Genomic DNA, 19,957 nt, shown 5'->3' with positions numbered 1-19,957 from the left:
ATGTCGCGGCAAACCATGATCATCATCGGCGGGGGGCTCGGGGGCCTGTCCACCGGCTGCTACGCGCAGATGAACGGCTACCGCAGCCGGATCTTCGAGATGCACGAGATCCCAGGCGGCTGCTGCACCGCCTGGGACAAGGGCGATTTCACGTTCGACTGCTGCGTGAGCTGGCTGCTCGGCAACGGTCCGGGCAACGAGATGCACCAGATCTGGCTGGAACTCGGCGCCCTGCAGGGCAAGCAGATGCGCCACTTCGACGTCTTCAACATCGTGCGCGGCCGCGACGGCCGCGCCGTCTACTTCTACTCCGACCCGGACCGGCTGCAGGCGCACCTGCTCGACCTCTCGCCGGCCGACGCGCGGCTGATCCGGGACTTCTGCAACGGACTGCGCAAGTTCCGCAAGCTGCTGTCGGTGTACCCCTTCCTGAAGCCGGTCGGCCTGATGGGGACCTTCGAACGCTGGCGGATGCTGGCGTCCTTCGCGCCCTACTTCAACCTCATCCGCAAATCGATCGGCACGCTGATGACGGACTACTCCGCGAAGTTCCGCGATCCGCTGCTGCGGGAGGCGTTCAACTTCATCCTCTACGAGAAGCACCAGGCGTTCCCGGTGCTGCCGTTCTACTTCCAGCTGGCGGCGCACGCGAACGGTTCGGCCGGGGTGCCCGAGGGCGGATCGCTGGGCCTGGCGGAGTCGATCGAACGGCGCTACCGCCGGCTAGGCGGCGAGATCACCTACCACGCGAAGGTCGAGGAGGTGCTGGTCGAGAACGACCGCGCGGTGGGGGTGCGGCTCAGCGACGGGTCCGAGTTCCGGGCCGACATCGTGGTGTCGGCCTGCGACGGCCACACCACGACGATGAAGCTGCTCGGCGGCCGCTACCTGACCGACACCCACCGCGAGCTCTACACCAGCACGATCAACGAGCCGGGCATGATCTTCCCGGGGTACTTCGCGCTCTTCCTCGGTCTGGACCGGCCCTTCCCGGACGGCGAGCCGTGCACCACCCACCTGCTCGACGGGGAGCTGGCCGGCGAGCTGATCGGCATCCGGCACCCCAGCATCAACGTCCAGTTCCGCAGCTCGCACTACCCGGAGCTGGCACCGCACGGGAAGACCATCGTCTACGCCACCTACTTCTGCGACATCGAGCCGTGGCGCGCGCTGTCCACCGGCCCGGAGCAGGCCACCCGGATACGCAAGGGGGAGCCGCGGCACACCCTCTCGGTGCGCCGCGGCACCGCGTACTACGCGGCGAAGCGCCAGGTGAAGAACGCGATCGTGGACTTCCTGGACCAGCGCTACCCGGGCCTGAAGGACGCGGTGGTCGTCCGCGACATCTCCACACCGCTGACCCAGGTCCGCTACACCGGCAACTACGACGGCACGGTGCTCGGCTGGCAGCCGTTCGTCGAGGGCGGCGAGACGATGGAGAAGGTGATCAAGAAGCACGGGCCGCGACTGCCCGGGCTGGAGAACTTCTACCTGTCCGGGGTGTGGGCCACCACCGGCGGGCTCATCCGGGCCGCGGCGGCGGGCCGGCAGGTCATGCAGTTCGTCTGCCGCGACGACGGCAGGGAGTTCACCGCGAGCGTCGACGACAACGCCCCCGCGCCGACCCACCTGGTGATCCCGGTCGGGCCCGATGCCGCTGCGCGGTCGGCCGAACACCAGCACACCGGGGCCATGACCTGACAACGCGCCCCCAGCTGGGGGCGCGTCGGCCGTATCGGATCACCACATCACCGGCAGCGAATCCAGGCCGTGGGTCAGGTGGCCGGAGCGGAACCCGGGCTCGGCGGCCAGCCGCAGCCCGGGGAACCGGCCGAGCAGAGCGGGAAGCGCGATCCGCATCTGCAGGCGGGCCAGCGGCGCACCGATGCAGTGATGCGGTCCGTGCCCGAACGCGACGTGCCGCGACGCCGGACGGGTGATGTCCAGCTCGTCCGGCCGCACCACGAAATCCGGGTCGCGGTTGGCGGCGGGCAGCGAGCACATCACGAGGTCACCGGCGTTGATCGTGCGCCCGGCGATCTGCACCTGCCGGGTGGCGACCTTCGCGGTGGTGTTGTGGAGAATGGACAACCAGCGCAACAGCTCTTCGATCGCGGCGTCTACCAGCCCGGGGTCCCGCCGCAGCATGTCGAGCTGCTCGGGGTGCCGCAGCAGGGCGAGCGTACCGAGCGCGAGCATGTTCGACGTGGTCTCGGACCCGGCCAGCAGGAGCAGGCTGGCCAGGCCGACGAGTTCCGCGTCGTCGAGCTCGGTACCGTGCCGGCTCACCAGCCGTCCCAGCAGCCCGTCGCCGGGCTCAACCCTGTTGCGGGCGACGAGCTTTGCCATGTAGGCGTGCGATTCGGCCTGCAGCGCGGCGCGTTCCGCATTGGACGTGGCGATGTCGAGAAAGCCGTCGGTGCGCTTCTGGAAGTCCTCGCGGTCCTCGTGCGGGACGCCTAGGAGCTCGCAGATGACCAGCACCGGAACCGGGTTGGTGAAGGCGGGAACGAGGTCGCCTGGCGCGCCGGAGAGCTCCAGGGCGTCGAGGTGATCGTTGACGATCCCGGTGATCCGCGGCTCCAGCTGGCGCAGCCGGCGGGCCGTGAACTCCGGTGCGACGGTCCGGCGCAGCCGGGTGTGCTCGGGAGGGTCGGAAGCGAGCAGGTTGAGCGTCGCGCGAATGGCGTTCGCATCGTCGCCGGGCTCCGGTGCTTCGGACTCCAGAACGCCGGCCTGCATGGTGTTGCTGAAGCTCTCCCAGTCGGAAAGCACGCTGCGGACGTCCGCGTAGCGGGTGATCAGCCAGGTGTCCACGCCGAAACCGCTGGTGACCCGGACGATGCCGTCGTGCTGCCGGAGCGAGCTGAGTTCGGGAACCGGGTCGAACCCGGCCCGCCGCATGTGGATCGGGACTTCCTGCGATCGTTGCACCGCATCTCCTTCTGCCGGGGGCTCGTCGCGAACATAGCGAAGCGGGCGCGCCTCGACATCTACATTGGACACTTCTGGGTGGACAAGGGAATTTTCCTTGCATGGTAATGGATTCGACTGTAAGACTTGCGCGGGACATATCTTATCGAGTTGGAGTGGAGGCGACGTGGGCAACGGTGCGACCCGGACCGCGGTAGGCCCGATCGCGTTCGTCGCGGTCGATCAGCGCGACGGCAACCCGCTGGTGCGCGACGAACTGGCCCACCGGTTCCTGCCCGCCGGGGTGCGACCGCTCGTGGCGCTGACCAGGTTCCGGCCGGTCCGCCGATGGCTGATCAACGCGACCGAGCGGAAGATGCCGGGAATCTGGGCGAGCACGCTGTGCCGGAAGTGCTACATCGACGAAAGGTTCGCGGACGCCGTGAGCGCGGGCGTCGAGGCCGTGGTGATCCTCGGTGCCGGCTTCGACACCCGCGCCCACCGGCAACCCGATCCGCACCGCACCCGGATCTACGAGGTGGACCTGCCCGAGAACATCGACCGCAAGCGGAACCTGCTGCGCGGACGGCTCGGCGAATCCGTGGCGCTGGTGCCGGTCGATCTCGAATCCGGTGAGCTGCCGGCGGCGCTCTCGGCGCACGGTTACCGGCCCGGGCAGCCGACGTTGTTCATCGCGGAAGCCGTCACGCCCTACATGGCCGGGGAGTCGGTGCGCGCGATGTTCGAGTTCCTGGCGTCGGCATCCGCCGGCAGCCGGCTCGTGTGCACCTTCCTCCGCGAGGACTTCCTCGACGGGACATCGCTGCGCGGTGGCGAGGCGCTGCACGAGGAGTACGTGGTCAGGCGCAAGCTCTGGCGCTTCGGGCTCGACCCCGAGCAGATCGGAGACTTCCTCGCGGGCTACGGCTGGCGGCAGGTCGAGCAGCTGGGCCCGCAGGAGTACGCCGACCGCTATCTCGCACCGGCCGGCCGGAGCATGCCCGTGGCTGCACTCGAAACCGCCGTCTACGCCGAAAAGGACTGACCGAACCGGCTTTCGGGTCGTGGAGGCGATGTGGACGCGATCAATGGTGCGTAGTGCGTTCTGGGAGGTCAGGTAGGCCACGGTCATCTCGGTGGTCTCGTCGGCCCAGCTGGCCCAGGTCAACCCATCCGGCCAGGACTGGCAGGTGGCGGCCCGGTGCACGCACGAGCTGGTGATGGTGCGGGCGGCCACCCGCAGGGCCAGCCCGCGGTCCCCCCTGCGGATGTCGTCCCCGTATGGCTCGGCGGCCTCGGCGAGGGCGTCCTGGACGACCGCGAGCGCCTGCAGGCCGCGCTCGACCCCCATATTGTGCGGGCGGCACCGCCGCCCGGCGGAGGCGCGCAACAAGAGGGGGATACCCATGCGAATCGACCGCGACGTGACCGTCCCGACCAGAGACGGCACACCGATCGTCATCGACGTGTTCCGGCCCGACGGCGAGCAACCGGTGCCCGTGATCGCGTCGATGAGCCCCTATGGCAAGGACGTGCACTGGCCGGAGCGTTTTCCCCTGTACGAGCTCGTCGACCAGGGCGACCACATGGTGTGGGAGACCCCGAATCCGCAGTGGTGGACCGAACGCGGGTACGCCGTGGTCCGCGCCGACGCGCGCGGCACCGGCAAGTCCGCCGGTCGCCTCGACGTCTTCAGCCGCAAGGACGCCGAAGACTTCTACGACGTCATCGAATGGTGCGGCGTGCAGCCGTGGTCAACCGGCAAGGTCGCCAGCAGCGGCATCTCCTGGTACGCGATGATGGGCTGGCACGTCGCCGCGCTCCAGCCGCCGCACCTGGCCGCGGTCGTCGCCTGGGAAGGCTGCACCGACTTCTACCGCGACTGGGGCCGCCAGGGCGGCATCTACACCAACGCCACCGAGAGTTGGTGGCAGCGGCAGATCATCCCGCAGCTGGGCGACGACGACCACGCCAGCATGCCCGACGACCTCAGATCACGCGAGCTGCTCGACGACTGGTACCGCGAGCGAACCGTCGACCTCGCCCAAGTGCGGGTGCCCGTGCTGTCGGCGGGGAACTGGGGCTCGATCCACCTGCACCTGCGCGGCAACATCGAAGGGTGGCTCGATGCCGCCTCCGAGTACAAATGGCTCGTAGTCCACGTCGGCTCCCACATCGACCCCTACTACGCGGACTGGGCCAAGGACCTCCAGTTGCGGTTCCTGCAACGCTTCCTCGGCGGCGACCAGACCGCGATGGACGGCGTCCCGCCCGTCCGGCTCGCGATCCGCCGCGGCCACGACGTCGAATGGCGCGACGAACAGAACTGGCCGCTTCCCCGCACACAGTGGCGCCAGCTTTACCTGGGGCAGAAGGAACTCAGCTGGCATCAGCCGGCCGAGGGCCGGGCGCCGTACCCGGCCACCTTCGATTTCACCGCCACCGAACGGCTGGAACTCACCGGCCCGCTCGCCTTGCGGCTGTGGGTCTCGCACATCGCCGGCGACCTGGACGTCTTCGTCCAACTCGAACAGTACGACGTCGACGGCAAGCGCATCCCCGCGATCGGTCCCGGCGGGGCAGCCACACCGGTGCCGATGGGCATCGGCTGGCTGCGCGCCTCCCACCGTAAACTCGACCCCGAACGCACCCTTGCGCACCGCCCGTGGCACAGCCACGACGAGATCCAGCCCCTCGAACCCGGCGTGCCAACCCTGCTCGAAGTGGAGATCTGGCCCACCTCCATCACACTCGAACCCGGGCAGCGCCTCCAACTGCGTGTCCAAGCCGACGACGACAACATGGGACCGCTCGCGCACAACGACCCAGGCGACCGCAGAAGCGGACACGGTGCCACCATCCACCTCGGCGGCGACCACGCCTCAAACCTGTACGTTCCGGTCATCCCCAACTGACACGGCAAACCGTGGGTGTGCCAACGTCGAACGGCCACGACCTCGAACCATGCCGTAGTCGCAGAACGTGGCCATTAGCGAGACAGAACATCATCATCCAGCGCACGCTCATGCCGCCGAGAGCGCGTCTCTGGGCATCGCGAAGACCTCGGAGAGCATCGAACGCTGGTCGACCATGGTGCGAAGTCGAAGTTCCTGCCGCGGTGGGCCTGTATCGATTGAGTGTTCGAGCTGGAACTTGGCCGGCCAGGGGTGTGTGGTGAATGCTTCTGGTGGTCGGCCGCGTGCGTTCGGGCGGAGGCGACCCCCGGATTTGCATGGTCATTCATCACGATGCATACTTTCTCTCATGTCCAAGGTTCTCACCTCCCTGCCCGTCGGCGAGCGCGTCGGCATCGCCTTCTCCGGCGGCCTCGACACTTCGGTCGCGGTCGCGTGGATGCGCGACAAGGGTGCCGTCCCGTGCACCTACACCGCCGACATCGGCCAGTACGACGAGCCCGACATCGCCTCGGTGCCCGGCCGCGCGCTGACCTACGGTGCCGAGATCGCGCGCTTGGTCGACTGTCGCGCGGCGCTGGTCGAGGAGGGCCTGGCCGCGCTGACCTGCGGTGCGTTCCACATCCGCTCCGGCGGGCGCCCGTACTTCAACACAACGCCGCTCGGTCGCGCGGTCACGGGGACCCTGCTGGTCCGGGCGATGCTCGAGGACAGCGTGCAGATCTGGGGCGACGGATCGACGTTCAAGGGCAACGACATCGAGCGGTTCTACCGGTACGGCCTGCTCGCGAACCCGCACCTGCGCATCTACAAGCCCTGGCTCGACGCGGACTTCGTCTCCGAGCTCGGCGGCCGCACGGAGATGTCGGAGTGGCTGCTCGCGCACGACCTGCCCTACCGCGACAGCGCCGAGAAGGCGTACTCGACCGACGCCAACATCTGGGGTGCCACCCACGAGGCCAAAACCCTGGAGCACCTCGACACCGGCATCGAGACCGTGGACCCGATCATGGGAGTGCGGTTCTGGGACCCCGAGGTCGAGATCGCCACCGAGGACGTGACCATCGGCTTCCAGCAGGGTCGCCCGGTGACGATCAACGGCAAGGCGTTCGCCACCCCGGTCGACCTGGTGATGGAGGCGAACGCGATCGGTGGCCGGCACGGCCTGGGCATGTCGGACCAGATCGAGAACCGGGTGATCGAGGCCAAGAGCCGCGGCATCTACGAGGCCCCCGGCATGGCGCTGCTGCACGCCGCGTACGAGCGGCTGGTCAACGCGATCCACAACGAGGACACCCTGGCGGCCTACCACAACGAGGGTCGGCGGCTCGGTCGGCTGATGTACGAGGGCCGCTGGCTCGACCCGCAGGCGCTGATGCTGCGCGAGTCGCTGCAGCGCTGGGTCGGCATGGCGGTCACCGGCGAGGTCGTGCTGCGGCTGCGGCGCGGTGAGGACTACTCGATCCTCAACACCTCCGGTCCCGCATTCAGCTACCACCCGGACAAGCTGTCGATGGAGCGCACCGAGGACGCGGCGTTCGGCCCGGTGGACCGGATCGGCCAGCTCACCATGCGCAACCTGGACATCGCCGACTCGCGCGCCAAGCTGGAGCAGTACGCCGGTCTCGGCATGGTCGGCACCAGCCCCGCGTTCATCGGTGCCGCCCAGGCGGCCTCGACCGGGCTGATCGGCGCGATGCCGCAGGGCGGAGCCGAGGCAATCGCCGCGCGCGGCGAGGTTCCGGTCTCCGGCGAAGGCGAGACGCTCGACCGCGCCGCGATGGAGTTCGGCACCGACTGACCGGCTCGCGGTCGGGAGACCGACGAGCACCGTCCACATCGGACAATTCGAAGATGCCGCGGAGCTTCCTGTTCCGCGGCATCTTCGCTTGTACAGGTGGGCGATTCCGGAATCGGCGATGCGGCCGGCGAGTCGCTGATAGCGTGCGGGAACCGCGCCCAGCGGTGTGGATCACGCGGAGGTGCTCATGAGCACGGTGCAGTACCAGTGCAGCATGTCGTTTGGACGGTTTCATCGCGGGACCGGGCGGTGACATGTCCTGGCTGGGCGAACTGGAGCTGGAATCAGATTCGGCCACGGCTGCCATCGTGCACCAGGTCGGCGCCCTCCTGATCGGCAACAACACCTTCCGCGGTGACGATCCGAACAGGGGGACCGAGAGCGAGGGCGCCTACGCCGGGCAGTGGACGGGACCGAGCATCGTGCTCACCCACAACATCCCGGACACCCCGGTGCCCGACGTCACGTTCGTCAGCGACCTCGATCGACGCAGCGCGATCGTCCACCCACTTCCGGACGGTCTTGCGGCGGTGGACAGGGTGACCGTCGACGATCAGGTCGACCTTACGGTCCAGGTAACGGGTCAGCCGGTTCAGAAACGGCACGAACACGCCGGCGTTGAACGAGCCGGTGTAGACGGTGAAGTACAGCTCGCCCTTGTTACCGATCGCGCACATCGCGTTCACGCTGAACCGTTTGCCGCTTGCCCACCACCGGTGTCCGGCCGACGGCGCCGCACCCCCCGGATCGGCCACCGCCTTGCGGGTCCACACCACCCAGCCAGCCCGAACGTGGCGGAGCTGCACGACCGGCCCGAAGAGGACGGCGCAATTTCGCGAGAAATTGACCGTCACCCGGGTGAACGCCAATTTCTCGCGAAATTGACACCCCGCGCCCAACCGAAGGAGAACCACCGATGTTCTGGATCCAGCTCAGCACGTTCGTCCTGCTCACCCTGCTGATCCTCGCCAATGCTCACCACCCAGCTACCCGCAGCGTTCCCGGCAGGCCGAGGCGATCTCCGAGCCGGTGAAACCGGCGCCATCAGCACCCGGCTCGGCCTCCTGGACAGCAGGCGGTCGAGCCGGGCGGTGTCCTCCCTCGTGCGCAGCACGCACATACCATCCAGCGCGGCCTCGGTTTCGTGCGGCCACGGCCGGGAGCGCACGCCGGTGGCGATCAGCAGGCGGTCGTACTCGACGTCCTCCCCGTCGGCCAGCCGGACGCGCCTGCGGTCGAGCCCGATCGCGGCGACGCCCAGCCGCCACTGCGCATCGATGGCGCGCCGCCGGGGAAGCGCGGTGTCCTCCGGCAGCGCCCGGCCGATCAGCACCTGCTTCGACAGCGGGGGCCGGTCGTACGGCTCGTGCGGCTCGTCCCCGATCAAGGTGAGGGAACCGGTGAAGCCCTCCTCGCGCAGTTGTTCGGCGGTGCGCAGTCCGGCCAGCGAGGCGCCGACGATCACGATGCGGCCTTCTTCGCGGAGCGCCTTCAGGAGGCTGTCAGCGGTCACCGGTGCACCCTCTTCCGTGCGGGCCCTTGGATGGGGCTTGTGGTAGGAACTAGGCGGAAGCCGGGGTGACGGCCTTCTGTGGTCGCCCTTCGTGGGCCTCGATGACACTGCCGCCCCCGGCTTCCACGGAACCGCTGAGCGATGACAGAGGGATGCGCCGTAGAGCGCCGGTTAATGATCACTCGACAGTCGGTTCCTTCGTTTCCGTCGGGTTCCTGCCTCGTGCTTCGAGTGGGAAGGTGACGGGGTTGTCGCTGGAAGATGGGTCGTTGTACTTCGTCGGGATCGACTGGGCTGCGACCGAGCACGCTGTGTGCGTGCTGGACCGGACCGGCCGTAAGGTCGCCACGTTCACCATTGAGCACACTGCGGCCGGGTTCGCGAAGCTGGCCGCCCGGCTGGGCAAACTGGGTGAGGCCGAGCAGGTGCCGGTCGCGATCGAGTGCCCGGATGGGCGCCTGGTGGACGCCCTGCTGGAGGCCGGGCACCCAGTGCTGCCGGTCAAGCCGAACGCGATCAAGACGTGGCGGGAGGCGGAGGTGCTCTCCGGCGCGAAGTCCGATCCCGGTGACGCCGCGGTGATCGCCGACTACCTGCGGCTGCGTATCCACCGGTTGCGGCCCGCCACGCCGTTTTCCGGCGCCACCAAGGCATTGCGGACTTGCGGGGGTGTCTGCGGCGCGCCCACTTGTAGAGGTGTTGCCACAGATGGTCGTCCAGGGCCTGGTAGGACTTCTTGGACGCCCCGGGCCGGTAGTAGTTCGCCTGGCCTCGGATGATCGGGTTCAGCGTCCTGATCACCTCGGCCGGGGTGGAGCTGCGCAGGGTGCGCAGCTCCTGGGCGTTTCGCCGCCGGATCTTGGTGAGTGCGTCGCGGCTGGGCTTGGTGAGTACCTTGGTGCCGCCGCTGACGTAGTAGCGGCGAATGGTGAAGGAGAGGAAGTCGAACCCGGCATCAATCCGCCCGATTCTCGTCTTTTCCTGGTTCAGGGAAAGACCTCGTTCCTTCAGCCAGGTGCTCAGCCGGTCCCGGACTGTCTCGGCCTGTTCGCGGGTGTGGCACAGGGCCACAAAATCATCCGCGTAGGTCACGACGGTCGGGCATCCGGCCTTCACACAGCCACGGTAGTCGTATTGGACTCCCGCGGCTGATTCCATTCCCTGCAACGCGATATTCAATAGCAGCGGTGAAATCACACCTCCCTGAGGGGTTCCCTCCATGGTCGGTGAGTACCGGCCCTGATCGACCACTCCGGCCTTCAGCCAGCCACGGATCTGTTCCGTGGCTGGGAACGTCCCGATCCGTTCTAGAGGTGGATTCTAGCGGCCTTCGCGCTACCGAGTGTTCGTTGTGGGCCGATGGGGCCAGCGGGTGGGTTGGTTGATGCACCCGGACGGCCGCTGTACCGGCGAGGTCATCCCGCTCTCCGGCCGCTGACCCGAACCGCGGGCTGAAAGCCGGGTGCGGGTACGGAAATCCCGCACCCGCACCCTGGCGGTCAGACCTGCTGGGCGCCGGGGCGGCCGTTCTCGATCACGAAGCGGGCGCGGTCGCGGACGGGAGCTCCGGGCGTCTCGACGTAGTCGATGACGCGGAAGTCGGCCTTCCACTCAGAGTGGGTGATGGTGTTGCGGACGTAGCCGCGATTGCGGTTGATGAACTTGATGTGCGGGTTCTCCTGGAGCTGGACCGCGTCGGTGGGGTTCTGGTCGACGCCGTTGCCGTTCGAAGTGATCGAGGTGCCGACCAGCTCGGTGGCCACTGTCGCCGAGGCCGGGTCGTCGAAGTTGGCCTTGACGTCGGCGACGTAGTTGGCGTGCACGTCGCCGGTGATCACGACCGGGTTGGAAGCCTTGGCCAACTGGTCGCGCACGAGGTTGCGCTCCACGACGTAGTTGTCCCAGGCGTCATCGCTGAAGGAATCGACGTCGCCCGCGGTGAAGTCGCGCTGCGAGAAGAAGACCTGCTGCGCCAGCACGTTCCAGCTGGCGGTCTGGCCGCGCAGGTTCCCGAACAGCCAGTCGCGCTGGTCGGTGCCCAGGATCGTGCGCGCGGGGTCCAGGCGTTTGGCCTGGTCCTGGAAGTCGCGGTACTGGCGCGTGTCCAGCAGGTGGAAGTCAACCAGGTCGCCGAAGGTCAGCCGGCGGTTGATGCGGATGTTCGCGCCCGACGGGCGCTGCGTCGCGCGCAGCGGCATGTTCTCGTAGTAGGCCTGGAACGCCTCGGCGCGGCGCTGGCGGAAGACGGCCGGGTCCTGGTCGGGCTCGTTGTCCGGCTGGGAGCGGTCGCCGGCCCAGTTGTTCTCGACCTCGTGGTCGTCGAAGACGACCGCCCACGGGAAGGCGGCGTGCGCGGCCTGCAGATCCGGGTCGGTCTTGTACTGGGCGAGTCGCGTGCGGTAGTCGGCGAGGCCGAAGATCTCGCGCGCGGGCACGTGCGGGCGGCCGATGGTGCCCATGGCCGGGCCCTCGTAGATGTAGTCGCCGAGGAAGGCGACCAGGTCGAGGTCCTCCTCGACCATGTGGGAGTAGGCGCTGAAGTGGCCGACGGGGTAGTTCTGGCAGCTGGCGAAGGCGAACGCGAAACGGTCGAGCCGCGCGCCGAAGCGCGGCGCGGTCTTCGTGCGGCCGATCCGGCTGAGCTCGTCCTCGACCCGGAAGCGGTAGAAGTACTCGGTGCCGGGTTCCAGGCCATCGAGCTCGACGTGCACCGAGTGCGCCGATTCCGGCCGGGCCATCTCGCTTCCGGCAGCGACGATGCGGCGGAACCGCTCGTCGGTGGCGACCTGCCATTGCACCGGCACGACCTGGTTGGGCATGCCGCCGAGCCCGTCCTCGGCGAGGGGATTCGGGGCCAGCCGGGTCCACAGCACGACGCCGGAAGGCAACGGGTCACCGGAGGCGACGCCGAGCGAGAACGGCTCGCGGATCGGCACGGCGCCCGCGCCGGGGGACGCGCTGGCGACGGCACCAAGGCCGGTGCTGCCCAGCGCTGCCGCACCGAGGGCTGCCGTGCCGGCTAACAGGACCTTGCGGCGGGACGGGGTTGCTGCGCTGGGGCCGGTGTTCTCTGACATGTGCCACCTTTTCGGCCAATGCGCGTCCGCACGGCGTGCGTCCACACAGGATCGGAAATTCGGACGAACCGTAGTTCCGCCAGATGGCCGACAGACGAACCAGCGCTGACCCCGCGATGTACCTTGAGGGATAGGGGGCTGGGCATCGCGCCGTCAGCGGGCACCCCTTAAGATCGTCGGCGGCTCATCCGCTGACGGTCGCGTCGATGTCCAGTGAGATGCCGTTCTTGGCGCGGGCCACCGACTCCTCGGACGCGGGGCCACCGGGGTTCTCGGTGGCCAGCGCCTGGTTGAGGGCGACGAACGGGCGCATCCGCCGCTCGTAGGCGGCGAACGCGGCGGCGTGATCGACGTCGGACCGGCTCAGTTCCTCGGCGAGCACGTAGGCGCCGACCAGGGCCAGGCTGGTGCCCTGCCCGGACAGCGCCGAGGCGCAGTAGCCGGCGTCGCCGACCAGCGCGGACCAGGCCGGTCGTCCAGCGGTCCATGTGGATTTGCGCCATCGCGTCGAAATGGAAGTCCGGCGCGTCGGCCATTGCCGCCAGGAGCTTCGGGACCTCCCAGCCGAGGCCGGCCAACCGGTCGGTGACGATCTGCTTCTGCTGCGAGACGTCCCGGTGGTCGTAGGTAACAGGCTCGGACAGGAAGCCGAGGGTGACCCGTAGTTCCGCGTTGTCGCGCACCGGGTAGATAGCCCCGCCGGTACCGGATTCCTCGTCGTGGAACCAGAATTGCCAGTTGTTGAGGCCCAGGAAGTTGGCCGCCGGGAAGATCGCCAGGTACTGGCCGAGGTGCTTGCTGAACTGCTGCTCAGGGCCGAAAGCCAGGCGGCGCACGGCGGAGTGCGCGCCGTCCGCGCCGATCACGAAGTCGAAAGTGCGGAAACCACCGTGATCGAACTCGACCCGGACACCGTGCTCGTCCTGCTCCAGGGCGGAGATCGAGTCGTGGAAGACGTACTCCACCTGGTCCTTGGTCACCTCGTACAGCATCGCAGTCAGGTCCTCGCGCAGGAGCTCGACGTCCTCGCCGCCCAACCGGCCACTGCTGAAAGCCTGCTCCTCGGACCGGAACAGCTCGTTGCCTTCATCGTCCACCATGGACATTCCCCGCATCCGGGTGCGAGCCGCCCGCACGTGTTCGCCGAGGCCCATCCGATCCATCACCTCAAGCGCGACGCCGCGGATGTCGACCGCCTGGCGGCCCTTGCGCTGACCGGGCGCCCTTTCCACCACGGTCACCGAGAAACCCTTGCGCCGCAGCCAGTAGGCCAGTGCCGGGCCGGCGATGCTCGCGCCGGAGATCAGAACGTTCCGCATCGGTTACCTCCAGTGTTCGACGTACGCTCGTTGCGGTTGCGCTGCGCGAACACTTCCCTGGATGGATAAAAAGTCCAAAACTGATCTAGTACAGTTGACTATCTGTACTAGGTCAGAATGGAGTGGGTATGCTGTCAGAACCGCGGTATCTGAGCATCGCCGACGAGCTCCGGCGCCGGATCGAGCAGGGCGAACTGGCGCCGGGTGCCTAGGTGCCTTCCACTCGCCGGATCGCCGCCGAATGGGGCGTCGCCATGGCCACCGCGGCCAAAGCTCTGGCCACGTTAACCAAGAAGGCCTGGTGCGCGCCGAACCCCGCTCCGGAACCGTGGTCGCTGACCGCAGGCCCGCGCCGAAGGCCAAGTCCCGCCCGGCGCATCAGCCCGCCCGCGGCCCCGCGCCGCGCAGGCAGCAGCATGGTCTGACCCGCGAGCGGATCGTGCGGGCAGCCATCGAGATCGCCGACGACGAAGGACTTGCCGTGCTTTCGATGCGCGGCGTCGCCGCCCGCCTCGGGGTCGCGGCGATGGCGCCGTACCGGCATGTGGCAGGCAAAGACGAGCTGATCATGTTGATGGCCGACGCCGCATTCGGCGAGCGGGGCTACCCGGCGCGGCCGCCGACCAGCTGGCGCGCCCGCCTGGAACTGGGCGCGCGAACGTTGTGGTCGCTGTACAGGCGGCACCCGTGGCTGGCCCAGCTCGGCCCGATCACCCGCCCGGTGCCGCTGCCCAACCTGGCAGTGCACGCGGAATGGGCGCTCGCCGCGTTCGACGGCTTCAGCCTCGGCGCAGCCGACCTGTGCGACCTGCACGTGCTGTTCTTCAGCTACGTGCAGGGCATCGCGATTCATCTCGAACGCGAGCAGCACGCCGTCGGCTCATCCGGGTTGTCGGAGTCCGATTGGATGGACAACCAGGCGCCCGCGCTGGCCGCGATCACCGGTTCTGGCCGCTACCCGACGTTCGCGAGGATGCTGACCGCGCTCTCCGCTGAAGGCTACGACCTAGTCCTGGACGACCTGTTAAAGCAGGGCCTGCGAGCGCTGGTGGACGGCCTGGAGCTACGCCTCGGCGCCCCGACCGGTTCAGGCGATCTCGCCGGCTGAGGCGAACTGGACAGCACTTCGAATGCTTGCGGGTAGCGGAGAGTGCGGCGATTTCGCGCGAAATCGTCGCTCGCCACGTGTGCCGCGTGGCGATTTCGCGCGAAATCGCTCTTCTGCTGCTTCCGTGGGTGGGTTAGGCGCGTCCGGGGAGGGTGGGTCGGTGGCCGCCGAGGGCGAGCATGGCGAGGGCGATGAGGGCTTCGGGTGACGGAGCGAGGTCACGTGGTGTGCCCGTTAGGGCATCGAAGAATGTACGGTTGGGCAGTGGGGTGTGACAGAAGCTTAGATGTGTAGGAGGTTTCTGTTACTTCGGCCGCAATGAAGCTTGTAGGCGGGAGTGAAGAAAGCGACTGCTCGTAATACCAGTGTCCAGACAATGGGTGTCGAGGAATGGCTCCAGGGCGAGAAAAATGAAGTCGTACCACTACCAGATACGCTGCTACCACGCCCGGCGCCGGCACATCACCCTCGCGATGCCCGCCCACGCCTTCCTCGCCGTCACAACAGCCACCGCTCCAAAAGCCATTGACACCGGCCTCGTTCCCTCACCCACGCCGACGTCAACACAGACCATCCCGCCGTTGGTGGGCGGGTGGGCGTGGAATGATCCGCGAAGCCGCAACGGACCACATAAGTCAACGTGACTTTGCCCTGGTGCTATGGCGCTGCGCACCCCCGATTAGAAGGAACCCCACCATGACCATCCCGCCCACTGGCGAACTGTATCTGACCCCTCTCCAATATGATGCTCTCTACGCTCGCAAGCCATTACCCGGTATTTCCCTAGATATACCCGTGTGGGATTCAGCTGACCCAAGTCCGACAGTAGTGCGCTGGCACGACGCCGGGTTGATAACCGGGCACGTGCTGGATGCTGGCTGCGGCACCGGTTCCAACGCAGTGTGGTTGGCCCAGCACAACTACCAGGTCACCGGGTTCGACGCCGCCCCGCACGCATTGGATATTGCCCGTACTCGTGCCAATGATGACCTCCCGGTGCGATTCACGGTCGCCGACGCCATCGACCTGAAGTTGCCTACTGCCTACAACACGGTGATCGACTCCGCCCTGTATCACTGCCTAACCATCGAGCAACGCCAGGTATACATCCGTGAGTTGCACAGAGTGTGCCGGACAGACGCTCGCCTCCTGATGACCTGCGTCTCTGAGGCGCTGCCGGCGACACTGCCCGGCCCGTTCCGCATCACCCGCGACGAGTTGTATGCGACGCTGCCGCCAGCGGGGTGGGCCATCACCGACATCACCCCTGGCGTGATCAGTGTTGCCTATACTCTTGATCTGCTCCGCACAGTATGCGCGGCGATCAACCTTCCCGAACCTTCCGGGGACGAGGTGGCATTCAGCGACGGATTCGCCCAGTTCCCCGCTTGGGAGGTTGTCGCGGAACGCCAGAACTGACTTCGTGTTTTGGAAGGGGATTTCGGGTGTTGGCCGAGCGTCAAAGGCGTCGAACTGGCCAAACCTCTGCCCCGACACTATGACGAGGCCATCACCTGTGCCAAGCGTGGCGTCGACACCGTCCGCGCCACCGAACACCCGCCGTGCTCGATCGCAGCCCGATCCCGTCACGCCACCACACGCTGGTTGATCATCGACACAGCCAGTCGAGATCACACGACCGTCACCCCAGATCGCGAAAGCTCAGTAAGGGGAACGAGGAAAGCAGCCGCAGAGCGCGTTCACCCTCTCGATCGTTGAACACCGGCCGGAAAGCGGCTGCGACGAGCATTTCGGATTTCGCGGGATCACCCACGCGGCCACGGCGCCGGTAGTGCTCGAAGGAGACCCGGCGGCGGACGTCGCCGACCATCTTGTTGGCCAGTCGAACCACGTGAAAGGCATCACGATCAGGGTGGCGCCCGGTAGTAGGCCGCTGGCGGCGACCATCGAGTTGTACACAGTGGACACATCGATCGTGACGTGGGTGATGCCCGCGCGAAAGGTCGGGTCCTGGGAAGCTGCCGTTCGGGCGGCGCCAGCGCCATCCGGATGCCCTGCCGGGCCCCGAGCAGATCGGTTCGCAGGTTTCTGTCCAGAACAAGGACCTTCCAGGCTGCGGGCCCCGGCACGTCCGTGCCCGCCCACGATTTCCATTGAAATTGCGGAGGTTGTCCACAGGCATCGGCGTGTCGGGGTGCGACACGCCGACGTTCCGCAAGTTCCATTGAAATCGAAGGTTCGATTTCAATGGAACTTGCGGGTTCTCTCCGCCGAGGCGGACTCGATGAACGTCTTCGCAACGGCGTTCACCGCCAGGGCCGCCAGGGCCGGCAGGGCCGCCAGAGCCGGCAGCAACGGCAGCAACGGCAGTAACGGCAGTAACGGCAGTAACGGCAAACCCATACAGGATTCGCCGCCCACCGCCTCCAGAGCCCGCCAGAGACCGTCCACACGACCCCGCATGGACTCGACTGTGAGGGTGGGCCGGTCAAGCACAACCGGAATCAGGGAAGCCAAGAACACGAGAGCGCGGCTCCTGGATAAACCGTCACGGCTCGGACAACCCGATGATCTCCCACCGGAAACCGCGCCCTCGTCTCGCATCCCACCTGGACAGAAACCCGCCGCAACCCTCAGATCAACCTTGCACACGCCCTGACCGGTTCACCCCCGGTTCACCGGCGTCCTGATGAGTTTTGACCTGGTCGTTGATGTATCGGAACTGAGCATCGCGATCCGGGTTCTGTTTGCCTTCCAGGGTTTCCGCATTCGCCTGTAAACTGAACCCCTGCTCGCGCAGCAGGTCGGCCACCACATCGGCGGACACTAGGACTAGGTGACCCTGGTCGCACAACGCGGCGGCGAGGTTACGGGTCAGCGCGTCGTCCACCGCAACGGCGACTCCGGATCACCACGCTCGTCGGGTTCGACCAGCGCCAACAACGCCGGGACCAGCCCGGGATCGATCTCAGCCACCCGCTTACAACCACCACCGGGCCGACGGACCCGACTCACCGGCGGCTCACCCGATTCCAGCTTGGTCCCCCGCGAGACACCGTCGCTTCACGCACACCCGCTGCCCGCGCCACGGCGCCCAACACCAACCGACACTGCCGCTCATCCAGATGCGGCAGCACCACCGAGAACTTCGCCGCAAGCTCCGCCTCGGTCACCACGAAATCACCCATACCACAATATGTTTCAAAAAACCGGGACGTTACGTCTTGTTCCCCGGCAGTTCCTTTTAAGTGGTCGAGTTCGTAAGGCCTTCGGGGGTTGATCATGCTGCCTTGGCAGCGGAGGCGGTCGTCAAAGTTTCCAAGGGTGCACAAGCGGGCAGCGGAATTAGTACAAAAGGGCAACGGTGCGCCGACCGGCGTCTGCCTGCGGCAATATGTCACATAATAACAAAAGGGTGGTATATGCCAGCGTCGGCCATCAGGCTCTATCGGCCACGATACGACTGCAGCTACCTACGTCGACCTATCGGCAGGAGTGCAGAGACATCGAATACAAAGACCATTTCTGTCTGGGTGCCGGTTGAAAAAGGCGATGACGCCCACCACCACGCCCAACTCTGCTGCTGGCAATTCTCGTGGAGAAGGGTTGGCCTGTCCGCTGACCTACTAGCCGGACACAGCTTGGGCTAATTAGACCACAGTCGTGACCGCGTCGGGCACCCGGCGTGTTTGTTAGGAGATCCTGGTGCGAAACATCGATTCAGTTCCACCTTCGGTGGGCCGCTTCGGTCCCGCTACCAACTTCTTTCAGGCCGCACGCCTGATCGCCGAATCGGGCCAGCTTGCCTACCGCCCCGCGTTGTTCGATCAGCTTCTTTCGGATGTCTGGTTCGAGGGAAGGGTGTATCCGGCCACCGTCGACGCCGCTGAGCACTTGAGTACCATGTTGCCGGCCGTCGCCCCGGCGTGGCGCCCGTGGTTGGCTCTGGCGCTCGGAGTGTTCGCCGAAGGGCACGCGCCGGACCCGGCCCTGTCCGATGCGGTGTACGCCGCGGTCGCGAAGGGTTATGACGGATACCGAGAGCTCCTCAGCCGGCTGGGGTCGACGGAAAACGCGGCCAGGACGTCACTGCTGTACCTACTGGCCCACTTCCCAGCCCAGGGCGACCTGATCGAGGGGTTGACGCGGTCTCCGCACGTGTCCGCACCGGATGCGGCACGGGTGGCCCGGTGCACCGAGGACCCGGCTGCCGAATCCCGCTTCCCACTCGGCCGGTGCTGGCCCTCACCGACGCACTGGGTGCTGGACACCCACGAGAAGCAGATCGACCAGGAGTGGCGGGCGAGCCTCGCCCTGCCCGACGAGGACCATCGTGAGATCCGGGATCTGGAAACGATGGCGATCCTGGCGCTCCTCGGCGCGCAGGCGGAGGACGCGGCGGATCGCGAATCGGCAGATCTCCCGGGTGCAAGACAGACACCAGCGGAACTACTCCAGGACACCCGCGAACGTCTCGACGTCCGTGAACCCGCACCCGGCACCCAGAACACGGCCACGAGCGCGGCGGTGCCGCACCACCAACACGATGTCTTCTGCTGCCCCGACTGTCTTAACCCACTGGACCTGGCTGTCCCGTCTGAATGTCCGCGGTGCGGCAAGGGGTACGACATCGCCGACACGGTCGTCGACTTCTTACCCGGCACGGAATTCAGCCAGGCGGGGCTAGGCCTGATGTTCCTCAAGGATCCCCTGCACGTGGCCAGATATGAGTCCCACCGGCTGAGTTTCGTGGCGCTCATGGCTGCGGACTGGGCGGGCGAGATCACCTTCGAGGACGAGTACGCGTACCTCCGGGACCATATCCGCCCGGTGGATGGCCCGGTCCTTGACGTCGCGTGCGGATCGGGCAGGTGGACCCGGCCATTGGCCGACATCGTGGGCGCCGACCGGGTCGTCGGTGTGGACGTCAGCAGGGCGATGGTCGATCAGTTCCACGCCGCGCTTCCCGGAATCCCGATTGGTCGCGCGAGCGTGACCAGCCTGCCCATCGCCAGTGGGTCGGTGGGCGCGGTCAACTGCTGGAACGCGCTCCAACTGTTCGCGAACCCCTGGGCCGCGCTCAGTGAGATGGCCCGTGTCCTGCGGCCGGGCGGTTCGCTGACCCTGCTCACCTTTCGGACCACGGCCCGGCCCCTGCAGAGACATTTCCAACGGCGTCACGAAACGGCGTTCAACGTGTCCTCCTTCGATCGAGACGTGCTCACGAGCCGGATCCGTGAAATGGGGTTCGAGATCATCGACAGTTGGTCCCCGAACAATTACCTGTTCGTCACGGCCCGCCGCCTGACCTCCGACACGAGCGACGGCCAGACGAAGGCGGAAATCTGAA

At 67.0% G+C, this 19,957-nt stretch carries 14 protein-coding genes and 6 pseudogenes; 10 read left to right on the top strand and 10 right to left on the bottom strand.

Going from position 1 to position 19,957, the window contains the following annotated elements; all coding sequences use genetic code 11:
- Entirely contained in the window at positions 1 to 1,701 is a 1,701-nt protein-coding gene (locus ACRXBZ_RS04640) for a phytoene desaturase family protein (RefSeq protein WP_433877944.1), read from the top strand.
- A gap of 39 nt (positions 1,702 to 1,740) precedes the next feature.
- Here ACRXBZ_RS04640 and ACRXBZ_RS04635 read toward each other — a convergent pair whose 3' ends face one another.
- Positions 1,741 to 2,934 carry a cytochrome P450 gene (locus ACRXBZ_RS04635; protein ID WP_433877943.1) on the bottom strand — a complete coding sequence of 398 codons (1,194 nt, stop codon included), beginning with the start codon at positions 2,932 to 2,934 and terminating at the stop codon, positions 1,741 to 1,743.
- A gap of 166 nt (positions 2,935 to 3,100) precedes the next feature.
- Here ACRXBZ_RS04635 and ACRXBZ_RS04630 point away from each other — a divergent pair, with 166 nt between their 5' ends.
- From ACRXBZ_RS04630 to ACRXBZ_RS04615, 4 genes and pseudogenes are all read left to right on the top strand, one after another.
- A complete protein-coding gene (locus ACRXBZ_RS04630; protein WP_433877942.1) occupies positions 3,101 to 3,958 on the top strand; it encodes an SAM-dependent methyltransferase in 858 nt (285 codons plus the stop codon).
- 91 nt (positions 3,959 to 4,049) lie between these two features.
- A complete protein-coding gene (locus tag ACRXBZ_RS04625; protein WP_433877941.1) occupies positions 4,050 to 5,828 on the top strand; it encodes a CocE/NonD family hydrolase in 1,779 nt (592 codons plus the stop codon).
- A 349-nt stretch (positions 5,829 to 6,177) separates the two neighbouring features.
- A complete protein-coding gene (gene argG, locus ACRXBZ_RS04620; RefSeq protein WP_433877940.1) occupies positions 6,178 to 7,629 on the top strand; it encodes an argininosuccinate synthase in 1,452 nt (483 codons plus the stop codon).
- Positions 7,630 to 7,883: 254 nt separating this feature from the next.
- Positions 7,884 to 8,009, top strand: a pseudogene (locus tag ACRXBZ_RS04615) (dihydrofolate reductase family protein); the annotation flags it as partial.
- Positions 8,010 to 8,165: 156 nt separating this feature from the next.
- Here the strand turns inward: ACRXBZ_RS04615 and ACRXBZ_RS04610 are convergent.
- Both ACRXBZ_RS04610 and ACRXBZ_RS04605 read right to left on the bottom strand, forming a co-directional pair.
- Positions 8,166 to 8,306, bottom strand: a pseudogene (locus tag ACRXBZ_RS04610) (hypothetical protein); the annotation flags it as partial.
- Positions 8,307 to 8,479: 173 nt separating this feature from the next.
- Positions 8,480 to 9,142, bottom strand: a complete 663-nt coding sequence (locus tag ACRXBZ_RS04605) for an FAD-dependent oxidoreductase (protein WP_433877939.1) — start codon at positions 9,140 to 9,142, stop codon at positions 8,480 to 8,482.
- A gap of 101 nt (positions 9,143 to 9,243) precedes the next feature.
- Between ACRXBZ_RS04605 and ACRXBZ_RS04600 the strand changes: the two are divergent.
- Positions 9,244 to 9,792 (top strand): annotated as a pseudogene (locus ACRXBZ_RS04600) (IS110 family transposase); the annotation flags it as partial.
- A 43-nt stretch (positions 9,793 to 9,835) separates the two neighbouring features.
- Here the strand turns inward: ACRXBZ_RS04600 and ACRXBZ_RS04595 are convergent.
- Positions 9,836 to 9,943, bottom strand: a pseudogene (locus tag ACRXBZ_RS04595) (group II intron maturase-specific domain-containing protein); the annotation flags it as partial.
- Here ACRXBZ_RS04595 and ACRXBZ_RS04590 point away from each other — a divergent pair.
- The gene (locus ACRXBZ_RS04590) at positions 9,918 to 10,058 is read left to right on the top strand and encodes a hypothetical protein (RefSeq protein ID WP_433884132.1); all 141 of its coding nucleotides are present in this window, start codon (positions 9,918 to 9,920) and stop codon (positions 10,056 to 10,058) included. The pseudogene ACRXBZ_RS04595 and the gene ACRXBZ_RS04590 overlap by 26 nt on opposite strands.
- Positions 10,059 to 10,078: 20 nt before the next feature.
- On the opposite strand, the pseudogene ACRXBZ_RS04585 reads toward ACRXBZ_RS04590, so the two are convergent.
- The 3 genes and pseudogenes from ACRXBZ_RS04585 to ACRXBZ_RS04575 all read right to left on the bottom strand — a co-directional run.
- Positions 10,079 to 10,444 (bottom strand): annotated as a pseudogene (locus tag ACRXBZ_RS04585) (reverse transcriptase domain-containing protein); the annotation flags it as partial.
- Positions 10,445 to 10,641: 197 nt separating this feature from the next.
- Positions 10,642 to 12,219, bottom strand: coding sequence for an alkaline phosphatase D family protein (locus ACRXBZ_RS04580; RefSeq protein WP_433877938.1), 1,578 nt, complete (start codon positions 12,217 to 12,219; stop codon positions 10,642 to 10,644).
- A gap of 167 nt (positions 12,220 to 12,386) precedes the next feature.
- Positions 12,387 to 13,538 carry an FAD-dependent monooxygenase gene (locus tag ACRXBZ_RS04575; RefSeq protein WP_433877937.1) on the bottom strand — a complete coding sequence of 384 codons (1,152 nt, stop codon included), beginning with the start codon at positions 13,536 to 13,538 and terminating at the stop codon, positions 12,387 to 12,389.
- Between the two features lie 301 nt (positions 13,539 to 13,839).
- On the opposite strand from ACRXBZ_RS04575, the gene ACRXBZ_RS04570 reads away from it, so the two are divergent.
- Both ACRXBZ_RS04570 and ACRXBZ_RS04565 read left to right on the top strand, forming a co-directional pair.
- Entirely contained in the window at positions 13,840 to 14,646 is an 807-nt protein-coding gene (locus ACRXBZ_RS04570; protein ID WP_433877936.1) for a TetR/AcrR family transcriptional regulator, read from the top strand.
- Positions 14,647 to 15,342: 696 nt separating this feature from the next.
- On the top strand, positions 15,343 to 16,065 hold the full coding sequence (locus ACRXBZ_RS04565; protein WP_433877935.1) for a class I SAM-dependent methyltransferase: 723 nt from the start codon (positions 15,343 to 15,345) through the stop codon (positions 16,063 to 16,065).
- Between the two features lie 223 nt (positions 16,066 to 16,288).
- On the opposite strand, the gene ACRXBZ_RS04560 is transcribed toward ACRXBZ_RS04565, so the two are convergent.
- The 3 genes and pseudogenes from ACRXBZ_RS04560 to ACRXBZ_RS04550 form a co-directional block, all read right to left on the bottom strand.
- Positions 16,289 to 16,477 (bottom strand): hypothetical protein, encoded by a 189-nt coding sequence (locus tag ACRXBZ_RS04560; protein WP_433877934.1) that lies wholly within the window; start codon positions 16,475 to 16,477, stop codon positions 16,289 to 16,291.
- A gap of 374 nt (positions 16,478 to 16,851) precedes the next feature.
- A complete protein-coding gene (locus ACRXBZ_RS04555) occupies positions 16,852 to 17,130 on the bottom strand; it encodes a hypothetical protein (RefSeq protein WP_433877933.1) in 279 nt (92 codons plus the stop codon).
- Between the two features lie 139 nt (positions 17,131 to 17,269).
- Positions 17,270 to 17,795 (bottom strand): annotated as a pseudogene (locus ACRXBZ_RS04550) (ISAzo13-like element transposase-related protein); the annotation flags it as partial.
- A 517-nt stretch (positions 17,796 to 18,312) separates the two neighbouring features.
- Between ACRXBZ_RS04550 and ACRXBZ_RS04545 the strand changes: the two are divergent.
- Positions 18,313 to 19,956: a class I SAM-dependent methyltransferase gene (locus ACRXBZ_RS04545; protein ID WP_433877932.1), complete on the top strand. Its 1,644-nt coding sequence runs from the start codon at positions 18,313 to 18,315 to the stop codon at positions 19,954 to 19,956.
- The last annotated feature ends 1 nt before the right edge of the window (position 19,957 follow it).

The organism is Saccharopolyspora hattusasensis, assembly GCF_050972075.1.
Classification (GTDB): Bacteria; Actinomycetota; Actinomycetes; order Mycobacteriales; family Pseudonocardiaceae; genus Saccharopolyspora; species Saccharopolyspora hattusasensis.
The sequence above is the reverse complement of the archived record's forward strand: the minus strand, read 5'-3'. Positions and strand labels throughout refer to the sequence as shown.

Bases quoted from the DNA above. Each gene is read 5' to 3' on its own strand.
- ACRXBZ_RS04560 (WP_433877934.1), bottom strand. From the start codon at position 16,477: ATGGTCGGCGACGTCCGCCGCCGGGTCTCCTTCGAGCACTACCGGCGC.
- ACRXBZ_RS04590 (WP_433884132.1), top strand. From the start codon at position 9,918: ATGATCGGGTTCAGCGTCCTGATCACCTCGGCCGGGGTGGAGCTGCGC.
- argG (WP_433877940.1), top strand. From the start codon at position 6,178: ATGTCCAAGGTTCTCACCTCCCTGCCCGTCGGCGAGCGCGTCGGCATC.
- ACRXBZ_RS04575 (WP_433877937.1), bottom strand. From the start codon at position 13,538: ATGCGGAACGTTCTGATCTCCGGCGCGAGCATCGCCGGCCCGGCACTG.
- ACRXBZ_RS04565 (WP_433877935.1), top strand. From the start codon at position 15,343: ATGACCATCCCGCCCACTGGCGAACTGTATCTGACCCCTCTCCAATAT.
- ACRXBZ_RS04580 (WP_433877938.1), bottom strand. From the start codon at position 12,219: ATGTCAGAGAACACCGGCCCCAGCGCAGCAACCCCGTCCCGCCGCAAG.
- ACRXBZ_RS04640 (WP_433877944.1), top strand. From the start codon at position 1: ATGTCGCGGCAAACCATGATCATCATCGGCGGGGGGCTCGGGGGCCTG.